General features: G+C 58.8%; 10 protein-coding genes. 6 read left to right on the top strand and 4 right to left on the bottom strand.

What is annotated here, in order from left to right:
- Positions 1-318 (top strand): DUF4212 domain-containing protein, encoded by a 318-nt coding sequence (locus tag AWR36_RS11670; protein ID WP_067085128.1) that lies wholly within the window; start codon positions 1-3, stop codon positions 316-318.
- A 9-nt stretch (positions 319-327) separates the two neighbouring features.
- Positions 328-2,034: a sodium:solute symporter family protein gene (locus AWR36_RS11665; RefSeq protein WP_067085125.1), complete on the top strand. Its 1,707-nt coding sequence runs from the start codon at positions 328-330 to the stop codon at positions 2,032-2,034.
- A gap of 154 nt (positions 2,035-2,188) precedes the next feature.
- Here AWR36_RS11665 and AWR36_RS11660 read toward each other — a convergent pair whose 3' ends face one another.
- From AWR36_RS11660 to AWR36_RS11645, 4 genes are all read right to left on the bottom strand, one after another.
- Positions 2,189-2,698 carry a GNAT family N-acetyltransferase gene (locus AWR36_RS11660; RefSeq protein ID WP_067085123.1) on the bottom strand — a complete coding sequence of 170 codons (510 nt, stop codon included), beginning with the start codon at positions 2,696-2,698 and terminating at the stop codon, positions 2,189-2,191.
- A gap of 165 nt (positions 2,699-2,863) precedes the next feature.
- Entirely contained in the window at positions 2,864-5,122 is a 2,259-nt protein-coding gene (locus tag AWR36_RS11655) for an autotransporter outer membrane beta-barrel domain-containing protein (RefSeq protein WP_067085120.1), read from the bottom strand.
- 244 nt (positions 5,123-5,366) lie between these two features.
- Complete coding sequence (locus tag AWR36_RS11650; protein WP_231745311.1) at positions 5,367-7,364, bottom strand: BCCT family transporter; 1,998 nt, start codon at positions 7,362-7,364, stop codon at positions 5,367-5,369.
- A 129-nt stretch (positions 7,365-7,493) separates the two neighbouring features.
- A complete protein-coding gene (locus AWR36_RS11645) occupies positions 7,494-9,479 on the bottom strand; it encodes a BCCT family transporter (RefSeq protein WP_067085117.1) in 1,986 nt (661 codons plus the stop codon).
- Between the two features lie 115 nt (positions 9,480-9,594).
- On the opposite strand from AWR36_RS11645, the gene arfB reads away from it, so the two are divergent.
- From arfB to AWR36_RS11625, 4 genes are all read left to right on the top strand, one after another.
- Positions 9,595-10,011: an alternative ribosome rescue aminoacyl-tRNA hydrolase ArfB gene (gene arfB / locus AWR36_RS11640; RefSeq protein WP_067085115.1), complete on the top strand. Its 417-nt coding sequence runs from the start codon at positions 9,595-9,597 to the stop codon at positions 10,009-10,011.
- Between the two features lie 84 nt (positions 10,012-10,095).
- On the top strand, positions 10,096-11,157 hold the full coding sequence (locus tag AWR36_RS11635) for an Ldh family oxidoreductase (protein WP_067085113.1): 1,062 nt from the start codon (positions 10,096-10,098) through the stop codon (positions 11,155-11,157).
- 21 nt (positions 11,158-11,178) lie between these two features.
- Positions 11,179-11,589 (top strand): GFA family protein, encoded by a 411-nt coding sequence (locus AWR36_RS11630; RefSeq protein WP_067085111.1) that lies wholly within the window; start codon positions 11,179-11,181, stop codon positions 11,587-11,589.
- Positions 11,586-12,182, top strand: coding sequence for an HD domain-containing protein (locus tag AWR36_RS11625; protein WP_067085108.1), 597 nt, complete (start codon positions 11,586-11,588; stop codon positions 12,180-12,182). The genes AWR36_RS11630 and AWR36_RS11625 overlap by 4 nt, the downstream gene beginning before the upstream one ends.
- The last annotated feature ends 28 nt before the right edge of the window (positions 12,183-12,210 follow it).

Here is a 12,210-nt window from a genome sequence, read left to right as displayed (position 1 = left end):
ATGAGTTTCGAAAGTGAAAAACACGCGGATGACTACTGGAAAGAAAATCTCCGCATGATGCTGACCCTGCTCTGTATCTGGTTTGCGGTGTCTTTTGGTGCGGGCATCCTGTTTGTGGAAGAGCTGAATGCGATCCGCCTGGGCGGTTTCAAGCTCGGCTTCTGGTTTGCCCAGCAGGGCTCTATCTATGTATTCCTGGCTCTGATCGTGGTGTACGTGGTCAAGATGAACAAGCTCGACCGCAAGTACAACGTACATGAGGATCACGAAGAACCAGATGAATTCGAAGAAGCCCTCGAAGAAGAGTTCACACACTAGGAGCGGGTCATGGATATTCAAACTCTCACATTCATCATCGTGGGGATTACCTTTGCGGTCTATATCGGTATTGCCATCTGGTCCCGCGCCGGTTCCACCCACGACTTCTATGTCGCCAGCGGCGGCGTCAACCCGGTTGCCAATGGCATGGCCACGGCGGCAGACTGGATGTCGGCAGCGTCGTTCATCTCCATGGCGGGCCTGATCAGCTTTATGGGCTACGACGGTGCCGTCTACCTGATGGGCTGGACCGGAGGCTACGTGCTTTTGGCTCTGTGCCTGGCGCCTTACCTGCGCAAGTTCGGCAAATTCACGGTGCCGGCCTTTATCGGCGATCGCTATTACTCGAATACGGCGCGCACGGTTGCCGTCATCTGTGCCGTGTTTGTCTGCTTCACCTATGTGGCGGGCCAGATGCGTGGCGTGGGTGTGGTGTTCTCCCGCTTCCTTGAGGTGGACATTACCGCGGGTGTGATCATCGGTATGGCCATCGTGTTCTTCTATGCGGTGCTCGGCGGCATGAAGGGCATCACCTATACCCAGGTGGCCCAGTACTGCGTACTGATCTGCGCTTACCTGGTACCGGCGATTTTCATCTCCATCATGATGACCGGTCATGTCATCCCGCAAATCGGCTTTGGCAGCGAGCTGTCCGATGGTTCCGGAACTTTCCTGCTGGATAAACTGGATGGCCTGTCGACGGAACTGGGCTTTGCGGAGTACACGTCGGGGACCAAGAGCACCATCGATGTGTTCTTTATCACCGCTGCACTGATGGTGGGTACTGCCGGTCTGCCCCACGTGATTGTGCGTTTCTTTACCGTGCCCAAAGTGCGCGATGCGCGCAAGTCCGCTGGCTGGGCGCTGCTGTTTATCGCTCTGCTCTACACCACTGCGCCGGCTATTGCCACCTTCGCACGGGTGAACATGATCGACACCATCAACGGCCCGGACGCGCAGGGTACTGCCTATGAGGAGGCTCCAAGCTGGATCTCTAACTGGGAAAACACCGGCCTGATTTCCTGGGAAGACAAGAACGGCGACGGCAAGATGTTCTATTCCGGTGATGAGCGCAACGAGATGAATATCGACCGCGATATCATGGTGCTGGCCAACCCGGAGATCGCCGACCTGCCGGCCTGGGTTATCGCGCTGGTAGCAGCAGGTGGCATTGCCGCAGCGCTATCCACTTCAGCGGGCCTGTTGCTGGTGATCTCGACGTCGATTTCCCACGACCTGTTGAAGCGTAACCTGATGCCTAACATCAGTGATAAACAGGAATTGCGCTACGCGCGGATTGCCTCGGCGGTGGCCATCTGTATCGCCGGTTACCTGGGGATCAATCCGCCGGGCTTCGTGGCCCAGGTGGTGGCGTTCGCCTTCGGGCTTGCAGCCTCGTCGTTCTTCCCGGCGATCATCCTGGGCATCTTCAGCAAGCGCATGAACAAGGAAGGGGCGATTGCGGGCATGATCTCCGGTATCACCTTTACCGCGGCCTACATCATCTACTTCAAGTTCATCAATCCGGCCGCCAACACTCCGGACAACTGGTGGTTTGGTATCTCCCCCGAGGGTATCGGCACACTGGGTATGCTGCTCAACTTCGGTGTTGCCATTGCCGTGGCACGCATGACCGAGGATGCGCCCAAGCATGTGCAGGAAATGGTGGCTAGTATCCGCTTCCCGAAAGGGGCGGGTGAGGCCAGCGCGCACTAATCACTCCAACCTCTCCGGCCCCGCATCGCGCGGGGCCATTCTTGTTCTCAGTCAGACGTTGACTGAAGTGCTGTACCATCCTTGCGGGTTGTTCCGGCTCCTTGATAGAACACCCGCTTTTTTTTCTCCTGCACTCTCCTTTCAGCCGGATCCGCTAGTTCGCACTCCAGGCCATCAGCAGTAATTCCTCGTCGTCATTGGGTAGCTGGATTTTGCGCTCCTGCTGCATTCCCAGTTTTTCCAGCAATTGTACGGACGGCAGGTTGGCCGGTTGGGCAATGGCGACCACCCGTTCAAGGCCGACTTTGTCGCGGGCAAAAGCCATTACCGCCGTGGCCGCCTCCAGCGCATAACCCTGGCCTCGATAGTCGGGCAATAGGGCAAAACCGATATCTACATCGTCCAGCCCATCACGCTTGACCAGCCCACACAGGCCGATGGGGGTGCCGTCTCTCAGCTCCACTTTGTACATGCCGAAATTCTGTCGCTTGTAGTCAGCAATGGGGCCGTTGACGATATAGCGGCGGGCATCTTCTTCGTTATGCACGCCCCGATCACCGACATTGCGCAGGAAGTCGGGGTCATTGAGGACGGCAAGCATCAGTGGAGCGTCTTCTTCCGTCATTTCACGGAGGAGCAGGCGTGTGGTTTTGAGTTTGAACATGTCAGCAGGAAGAGAAAAAGGGGTGGCGTCAATGTTAGCAGCCGATGAAGGCAGTGGTAATCCTCTCTAATGGATGAATGAGTCGGCCGTGAAGAAGTAGATTGTACGGGCTGGGGGGAAACGGTGAGGCGCCCCGGATGGGGCGCCTGTGGTTAGCCCGGCAAATCAGAACAGGTAATTCACGCTGATGGAACCGGTCTCGGAAGTGGGGCGCGCGGTGAGATTGGCGCTGACGGCAAGGCGGCTGGCCGCCTGCCAGCGCAGGCCGACCATGGCACCGGCTCCATCCTCGAACAGGCCCACCCCCTCACTGGCATAGCTGGGCATCGCATTCATGTTGCCGCCCATGGATTTGATGCCGACCTCCAGGGAGTCGTCATCAGTGCCGGTAGTGTCCTCATACCAGAGTTGTCCGTAGGCACTGATGCTGTCCCAGCTATGGCTGGCAAAACCGCCGACGCGCATGGTGGTGTAGCGGCGCTCCTGGCTGGCAAAGTGCATGCCAAAGGGATCCTGCTCCGTGCCGCTGGCGTCGGTGTAGGTAAAGCCATCAATGGCGTCCTCGGTGTAACCTTCCACCTCAACCGTTGCCCGGGTGACATTGGCAAACGGCCCGAGGCGGGTGGGGCCAGTGAGAATGTTGGCACCCGCGGTCATGCTCAGGGAGAGGTTTTCACCGGAAGTATCGGCGTCGAGGCTGCTGTTGAAGCTGCTACCGAGGCGGAAGGCGCGGCTGACGTTGTCGTAATCCACATCCGTCATCGTTACGCTGGCATCCACAAACAGTACGTCGTAGTGGAAGCGGCCGAAGACACTGTAATTGGTGGAGGTGGAGTCCACGACGGATTGTGCATTGTCGAGGGAGATATCGGAACGGCTCAGGGCGAAGCCCAGCTCAGTATTGCTGCGCAGGGCGTAGGTAGCACCGAGAATGCCGCCGCTGCCATCACCACTCAGGTTGGGCGCAAAGCCACTGCTGTAATCCGTATTGCCGAACACGCCACCCACAAACACACCGGTCTGCGCATCGCTGTAGCGCGCGCCGAGCAGGTTTTCTTCCAGGGTGTTGGTGTGGGTGCGGGCCGCCTGTACGCCGATATCCGGCAGTTGCCCGGCCACCTGTGCAGCATTGACGATGCCGGTGTAGTAGTCGGCCAGCATGTTCTGTGCGGCCTGGGTCGGGTGCACCGCGTCGTTGAAGATCAGCTGGCTGTCATCCGGATTGGTACCGTTGATGCCGTAAACCGGGTGCTCGATACAGCCGCCACTGCCGTCATAACAGAACTGTGTCTGCTGGAATCCGGAGGCAAAGCCAAGAGTACCGGCATTGGCGAGGGAGACCTTCAGTACACCGTTCTGGTCCACCAGCAGGACGCCGTCGATATCGCCGGCAGCGGCCATCAGGGTGCTGTTGAACGCATCCACAGCGCCGCCTGCGATCGATAGCGTATCGCTGACGGCAGCGGCCAGCTGGGCGTCCGCCTCTGCCTGCGTGATCAGGCCGGCAGCAACGGCGTCGGCGAGCTGCGCCGCCTCAGGGCTCGCCAGCACTGCCTGGCTCACCGCAGCAAACATTCCCGGTGTGCTGCTGATGTCAGGAACGTTGGAGACCAGAATGTAGTTGGCGCCGGCAGCAGAGAGGGCATTAGCACCATCGGCCAGCATATTGGCGGCAGTACCGATATCTTCACCAAATTGTGCCTGGGTGATACTGCCTCCCAGCACGGCCTGGAAGCCTCCCAGCAGATCGTTACCGCCACCATTCACCCAGTAGAGTGCCTTACCGTCGGCGCGGCCCGCTGTGGTTTCCAGGTAACCCAGGCCCAACGGGTGCGGATTACCGGTGATGCCGGAATCCGCCACAATGGCAGCCGCAGCATTCGGGTCACCGGCCAGGAAAGCCCCGAGCAGGTTGAGGTCCGGGTAGAGGCCGGTGCTGGTTTCCCGGGTAGGGTCCGGCAGCAGGGCACTGACGAAGTTATGGTCGTTGACGTCCAGCGTCATGCCGTTTTGGGCCAGGTAGTTGAAGTAACCCTCGGTGCCGAGAATATTCAGCAATACATCGGCGGCGCGGTGGCCGCCCACCGCCCAGCCACCGCCAACATTGGGCAGTGCGGCCTGCACCTGGGCTTGGGCCGAAGCCAGCAGTTCTTCCGGGCTGAGTGCCGGGTTGACCTCCGGCAGGCACAGGCTCAGCCCGGCGCAGGACGGAGTGACCGGGCCAAGGCCCAGCTGCTGTGACATGATGCTGATGGCCGCCTGCTTGTCGTCACCACTGGTGAAGATCCCCGCATTGCCGACATCGGTGAGGCTGTCACCGAAGGCAATCACCTGGGAAAAAGCGGGCTCATTGGCGGAGGCAAATGGGCTGGAAAGTGAGGCAAGGGCGATGGCCGCAGCCAGGCTGCGCTTTACGTTGGGCATGGTTCTCTCCTGATCGCAGATTGTCTGCGCCCAATGCTTGTCTACTCGCCTGAATCAGAGAGTCCATTCGCTTAATCTGGGCGCAACATATTATTTATTTTTTTATTCCTGCACCTCTAGGAACCTGGACAATACTAGCGGATTGCATTAGCGCAATAAAAGGGATTCTTCTGCAGCTTTGTGGCCGGTTGGTCATATTCCTGGTTTGCGCGAGCAGCGCCGGGGATGGAAAAACCGCGCACTGCTAGCGCAAAGTGTGCAGAAACTGCAGGTGGCGTTCGTACTGGCTGAGAATATCGGTCAGTAGCTGGTCCCGGGTCCAGCCCATCACATCGTAATCCTGGCCGCCCTCACTCAGGTGTACCTCTGCCCGGAAATACTTGTCCTCGGAACCGTCGTCGTAGCTATCGTCCAGTTCCGCGTCTGCATTGGTGGCGCTGGGCTTGAGCAATGCCTTGGGGTGCAGGCTGTACAGAAAGTCCACTTCATCGCCCTGGAACACCTTGAGGTGGGCGGAATGATTTTCACCAGAGCTCACTTCCGTGTTAAATCCGTTTTTCTGCATCTCCGACGCAAAATTTTCCAGAGCAGGAAGGCCGACCTCCTCGATGTACTGGTGTACCTCTTGCAGGGAGGGCAGCTGTACCAGGTTTTTCAGGCGGCGCTCCCAGGCGACGGGGTTGCGCGCGGTAATGGGGGCCACCGGCGCACTCTGGGCATCGCGCTTGGCAGAGTCGGTTCGCAGTGCCACGATCAAGCCATAGATGGCGACCAGCAGTATGACCGAAAATGGCAGCGCACTGGCGATCGCCGCGGTCTGTAGAGAAGTGAGTCCGCCTGCCAGCAGCAGTGCGATGGCCACCACACCAATAATCGCGGACCAGAAAACCCGCTGCCACATGGGAGTGTCATCCCGGCCATGGGACGACAGCATGTTCATTACCAATGCGCCGGAGTCGGCCGAGGTAATAAAGAAAATGATCACCAGAATGATGGCCAGCATCGACAGCACGCCGGGGAACGGAAACTGCTCCAGGAACTGGAACAAGGCCACGGTCTGGTCTTTCTGGATGATGTCCGCCAGAGATTGCAGCCCATCATCACGAATCATCTTGATGGCCGAATTGCCAAAAACCGTGAGCCATAAAATCGTCAGCATGGTGGGCATCAGCAGGGTACCGATGGCGAACTCGCGAATGGTGCGGCCACGGGATATGCGAGCAATAAAGAGTCCGACAAACGGTGACCACGACAGGCACCAGCCCCAGTAGAGAATTGTCCAGCCACCGATCCAGTCTGTCGGCGCATAAGCGTAGAGGTTAAAAGTGCGGTTGACCAATGTGGTCAGGTAGCTACCAATATTCTGCACAAAAGCCTGCAGCAGGTAGACGGTGCTACCCAGCACCAGAATGGTCAGCATCAGGATGGCAGCCAGCCCCATATTGATCTGGGACAGCCGCTTGATGCCTGAGTCCAGCCCCACCATCACCGACAGTGTCGCTGCGGCAGTGGTGACAATAATCAGAATAACCTGGGTGCCGGACCCCACAGGGATGCCGAACAGGTGATTGAGCCCCGCATTCATCTGCAGGACGCCAAAGCCCAGCGTTGTCGCCACACCACAGACGGTGCTGACAATGGCAAAGATATCCACCGCGTTGCCGATCGGCCCATGAATCCGTTCGCCGATCAACGGGTAGAGTGCCGATCGTAGAGTCAGTGGCAGGTTGTGCCGGTAACTGAAGTAGCCGAGGATCAGCGCCACGCCGGCGAAGATCGCCCAGACGTGAAAGCCCCAGTGAAAGATACTCAGTACCATGGCCTGCCGGGCCGCTTCAACCGTGCCGCTGTCCGCATCCGGGGGCGTCAGGTAGTGCATCACCGGTTCCGCCACACCGAAAAACAGCAGGCCGATACCAATGCCCGCGGAAAACAGCATGGCGAGCCAGGAAGCGAAACTGTAGTCAGGCTTGGAATGTTCCGGTCCCAGCTTGATATCGCCGAGTCGGGACAGGCCCAGAACCACCACGGTGATGAGCAGAATCGCCACTATCAGGATGTAGTACCAGCCAAAATAGTCGACGATGGTGGTTTGCATGCCCTCGAACAGGGCCGTGGCCTTTTCCGGAAAGAACACGGCAAAGGCGACCAGCAGTAACAGCAGTCCGGTAGCCGTGTAGAAGACCGGGGGATCGAAGCGCGCTTTGCCATGCTTCTCATGGACGGGCATCTGCTGGTTCATGGGATGCGTGTCCTCAACTCAGCCGGTGATCCATCGGTAGCCGTAGTGTCTCGATCGGCGTACGTTGCCAATTCTTGCTCCAGTGCATTCACATTGCCCTGTGGCAGGCCTGTACGGCATTGACGGCCGTCAACGCAGGGTATGCAGGTACTGCAAATGGCGCTCGTATTGGGAAACCATGTCGGTGAGTACCTGGTCCTTGGTCCAGCCCATCACATCGTAGTCCTGGCCGCCCTCGAACAGGTGCACTTCTGCGCGGAAATACACATCGCTGGAACCGTCATCATGGCTGTCGCTCAGTACCTTGTCTGGATCGCTGGTTTCGGGCTTGAGGGTGGCCCTGGGTTGTATTCCGTAAATAAAGCTGAGCTCCTCGCCCTGCAATACCTCTACCTCCACGTACTGGTTTTCACCCTCGGTCACCGTTGCCGTATAGCCGTTTTTTCGCATCTCTTCGGCGAACTCCTCCAGTGAGGGTTTGCCAATCTCGCGAATGAACTGGTGCACCTCGGCCAGGCTCGGCAACTGCATGGCATTCTTCAGGCGCCGCTGCCAGACGACCGGGTTGCGCGCACTGATGGGCGCTACCGGGGCGTGGCGGGAAACCTTTTTCATCGTGTCGATTCGTAACGCTTTGATCAGTCCGTAAGTCGCGATCAGCAAGATTGCCGAGAAGGGCAGGGCGCTGACGATGACCGCTGTTTGCAGCGAGGACAGTCCCCCGGCCAGCAGCAGGGCAATGGCCACGGCGCCGATCAGGAAGCACCAGAAAATTCTTTGCCAGAGTGGCGTATCGTCGCGCCCGTGGGAGGAAAGCATATTGACTACCAGCGCACCGGAATCCGCCGAGGTCACGAAAAACACGATGACCATCAGCACGGCGACAAACGAGAAGACACCGGAGAACGGGAACTGCTCCAGAAACTGGAACAACGCTACCGACTGGTCTTGAGCTACCACTTCCCCAAGTTGAGTCAGGCCCTCGTTCAGGATCATATGGATGGCGGAATTACCGAAAAAGGTCATCCATAGCAGCGTCACGGTAGCGGGAACCAGCATGGCGCCCATGACAAACTCGCGAATGGTTCGACCGCGGGAAATCCGCGCGATAAACAGACCCACAAACGGTGACCAGGACATCCACCAGCCCCAGTAGAGAATGGTCCAGCCGCCGAGCCAGTCGGTGGGCTCGTAGGCATAGAGGTTGAAAGTCTTGTTGACGAGCACTGACAGGTAGTTACCGAAATTCTGTACGAAGGCCTGAAGCAGGTAAACAGTGCTACCAAGCAGCAGTACCATGACCAGCAGGATGCCGGCGAGGGTCATATTGAGCTGTGACAGTCGCTTGATGCCCGCATCGAGCCCCATCACTACGGATATGGTGGCGAGAATGGTGGTGACGACAATCAGCGCAACCTGTACGCCTTCACCGACAGGTAGCCCGAACAGGTGGTTGAGGCCAGAGTTGATCTGCAGGACGCCGTAGCCCAGTGTCGTCGCTACACCACAGACAGTGCCCACGATGGCAAAGATATCCACCGCGTGTCCGATCGGTCCATGCACGCGCTCACCGATCATCGGGTAAAGCGCTGAGCGCAGTGTCAGTGGCAGATTGTGGCGATAACTGAAGTAGGCGAGGATCATCGCCACGATGGCGTAAATTGCCCAGGCGTGGAACCCCCAGTGGAAAAATGTCAGCACCATGGCCTGGCGGGCCGCATCAACCCCAGTCATGTCAGCCTGTGGCGGGTTCAGGTAGTGCATGACCGGTTCTGCGACCCCGAAGAACAGCAGGCCGATCCCCATGCCGGCGGAAAACAGCATGGCAAACCAGGAGCCGAATCCGTAGTCTGGCTCCACATGCTGGGGCCCGAGTTTGACACTGCCCAGACTCGAGACCCCGATAACAATGACACTCATCAGGATGATGGCCACCACCAGCACGTAGTACCAGCTCCACTGGTCCACCACCCAGGCCTGCACGTCGCTGAAAAACGTATTCGCCGTGTCCGGAAAGAACACCGCAAAGGCGACCAGCAACAGGAGTACGCCAGTGGATGTATAAAAAACCGGAGGGTCGTAGTGAGCCAGTTTCTGGGGATTTTTCTCGGTCATTGCGCGGTTACCACTTAAAATGCGGACTTGAAGAGCGGTGAGATTTTGCGCCTATCGGACACAGCATAGACAATGAACGCTGTTATCAGGAAGTCTCATAAGAAATCAGGCTGACATGTTGAAAATTTCTAGCAAACTGTCGATCCCGCTGGACGAGGTCGAAATGCACGCAGTGCGCTCCCAGGGCGCCGGCGGGCAGAACGTCAACAAGGTGGCCAGTGCCATCCATCTGCGCTTTGATATCGCCGCGTCTTCGCTGCCGGAAAAAATAAAGGAGCGCCTGTTGGCACAGGGCGACCAGCGCATCTCCAGTGACGGTGTTATCGTGATCAAGGCGCAGCGCTTCCGTACCCAGGAAAAAAACCGTGCTGATGCACTGGAGCGATTGCGGGAGCTAATTGCAAGTGCCGCCCGCAGCCGAAAGAAGCGCGTGCCCACCAAGCCCACGCGTGCCTCAAAAGAACGCCGACTGAAGCAGAAAACCCGCCGAGGGCAGATCAAGTCGATGCGGGGCAAAGTGAGTGATCACTGATCCGGAGGGTGGCGCTGGGGCAGTTTCAGTGCCATCGGAAGACGTCGAGAAAAACTATCGAGAGATTGAGCAAAGGAGGATGTTATGAGCAATCACTACACCGCCGAGGACCTGCACGCATTCGTCACCCAGTTGTTCCATCGTGCCGGGCTGGCGGAAGAGCGGGCGGCCGTGATGGCCAACGTCTTCCTGCAGGCAGACCTGCTGGGGTTTACCACCCACGGGCTCAACCGGGTCTCCAGTAACCTGACCTGGCTGGTGAACGGTGAGACCCGCAAGGAGGGCGAGCCCGAAGTGCTGTCGGACCGCGGCAGCTGCTTTAACTGGGATGCCAATTTCCTGCCCGGCCCCTGGGTGCTGTCCCAGGCGGTCGGGCACGCGCTGCAGCGGGTCAAGGAGCACGGTGCCGTTACCGCCACCCTGCGTCGCAGCCAGCACATTGCTTGCCTCGCCGCGTATCTGCCACCCATCATCGAAAAAGGCTGCGTGGCCATTCTCACCTGTTCCACACCGGCGGAGCGTACTGTTTCCCCCCAGGGCAGCCGCGATGCCCTGTTTTCCGCCAACCCGATCGCCTTTGCCGCACCGGCAGGGGAGTACCCGTTACTGTTTGATATCAGCATGTCGGTCACCGCCGGTGGTTACGTGTCCCGCGCCAAGCGGGAGAAGCGCATGCTACCCACCGAGTGCCTCAAGGACAGCCAGGGCCGGCTGTCCAATGACCCGGCTGCGTTCGAGGATGGCGGCAGCATCCTGCCAGTCGGTGGTGCCGACCACGGCTACAAGGGCGCCGCACTGAGCGCGATGCTGGAAGTGCTGTCCATGGGGCTCAGCGGCTACGGCCGCGGTGATGAACAGGCAGCGCACGATGACGAGGCCAACTCGGTTTTCCTGCAGGTGATCGACCCTGAAGCTTTCGGCAAGTCTGCCGACTTCCTGCGCCAGACTACCGCCCTGTGTAATCTGTGGGAATCCTGCCGCCCGGACGAGGGCAGCAACAGTGACGTCCGCGTGCCCGGCCAGCGGGCCTGGAACGCGCGCGCACGGCAGCTGGAGGAAGGAGTGGAGCTGTATCCATCCATCATGGAAGACCTGGACCCCTGGGCGGACAAACTCGATGTCATCGCCCCAAAGCCGATCGACTGAAATAAAGCTCAGGGAAAAATAATGATTAAAAAAATCGGCCCGACCGAGATCGGTCCACGACACCGTGCCACCTGTCACTGCGGGGCGGTGGAGCTGGAACTGAGCCTGCCGGATGGCATCGTCGACCCGCGCCGCTGCGATTGCTCCCTGTGCCGCCGCCGTGGCGCCATTGCCGCTTCGGTGCCGCTATCCGGTATCCGAATTGTCAGAGGGCAGGAGCACCTGCGCCTGTACCAGTTCAATACCAACACCGCCAGGCATTACTTCTGCGGCAACTGCGGTGTTTACACCCATCACCAGCGTCGCTCCAATCTGGAGCAGTACGGCTTTAATTTGGCGTGCCTGGACGGGGTCAATCCCTTTGACCTGGGGGCCGTGCCGGTGATGGATGGGGTCAACCACCCGGCGGACAGGGAGGGCGCAGCGGAGTGAGTGATTCACAGACCCTTAAAAACATTGAGCAAACCCTGGCCTTTATCGTCGAGATCGAAAAGCTCAAAACCGTGGTGCGCAATACCCGCCCGGTGGGCATGGACCGGTACGAGAATTCCGCCGAGCACAGCTGGCACGTGTGCCTGTCCGCACTGATGCTGAAAGACTTCGCCGATGAGCCTGTCGATATCAACCGGGTCATCCGCATGCTGCTGATCCACGACCTGGGCGAGATCGACGCGGGGGATACCATTATCTATGCCAGCGAGACCCCCGAGCAAAAGCAGGCAGAGGCGGAGGGGGTAAAGCGTATCCTTGCAATGCTGCCCGGTAATAAGCTGGAAGAATATTTTGCCCTGTGGCAAGAGTTTGAAGCGGGCGAGAGCGCGGACTCCCGTTACGCCCGCGCCGTGGATCGTGTCCCCCCGTTGCTGCACAACCTGCACGGCGGCGGCCACAGCTGGCGTGAGCACAGTGTGCCGAAGGAAAAAGTCCTGCAACTCAATAGCCGCATCGGCAAAGGCAGCAGTGCGCTATGGGAGGTATTGCAGGCCCGGCTTCAGGGTGCGGTGGAAGAGGGCATTCTCAAGTAGTGTCAGAAAAGGCCAGTAAGAGCGAGTA

It is taken from the genome of Microbulbifer flavimaris (genome assembly GCF_001641755.2).
In the GTDB taxonomy this organism is placed as follows: domain Bacteria; phylum Pseudomonadota; class Gammaproteobacteria; order Pseudomonadales; family Cellvibrionaceae; genus Microbulbifer; species Microbulbifer flavimaris.
The sequence above is the reverse complement of the archived record's forward strand: the minus strand, read 5'-3'. Positions and strand labels throughout refer to the sequence as shown.

Excerpts from the sequence above, each read along its gene's own strand:
- AWR36_RS11670 (WP_067085128.1), top strand. The coding sequence starts at position 1 with ATGAGTTTCGAAAGTGAAAAACACGCGGATGACTACTGGAAAGAAAAT.
- AWR36_RS11665 (WP_067085125.1), top strand. The coding sequence starts at position 328 with ATGGATATTCAAACTCTCACATTCATCATCGTGGGGATTACCTTTGCG.
- AWR36_RS11660 (WP_067085123.1), bottom strand. The coding sequence starts at position 2,698 with ATGTTCAAACTCAAAACCACACGCCTGCTCCTCCGTGAAATGACGGAA.
- AWR36_RS11655 (WP_067085120.1), bottom strand. The coding sequence starts at position 5,122 with ATGCCCAACGTAAAGCGCAGCCTGGCTGCGGCCATCGCCCTTGCCTCA.
- AWR36_RS11650 (WP_231745311.1), bottom strand. The coding sequence starts at position 7,364 with ATGAACCAGCAGATGCCCGTCCATGAGAAGCATGGCAAAGCGCGCTTC.
- AWR36_RS11645 (WP_067085117.1), bottom strand. The coding sequence starts at position 9,479 with ATGACCGAGAAAAATCCCCAGAAACTGGCTCACTACGACCCTCCGGTT.
- arfB (WP_067085115.1), top strand. The coding sequence starts at position 9,595 with ATGTTGAAAATTTCTAGCAAACTGTCGATCCCGCTGGACGAGGTCGAA.
- AWR36_RS11635 (WP_067085113.1), top strand. The coding sequence starts at position 10,096 with ATGAGCAATCACTACACCGCCGAGGACCTGCACGCATTCGTCACCCAG.
- AWR36_RS11630 (WP_067085111.1), top strand. The coding sequence starts at position 11,179 with ATGATTAAAAAAATCGGCCCGACCGAGATCGGTCCACGACACCGTGCC.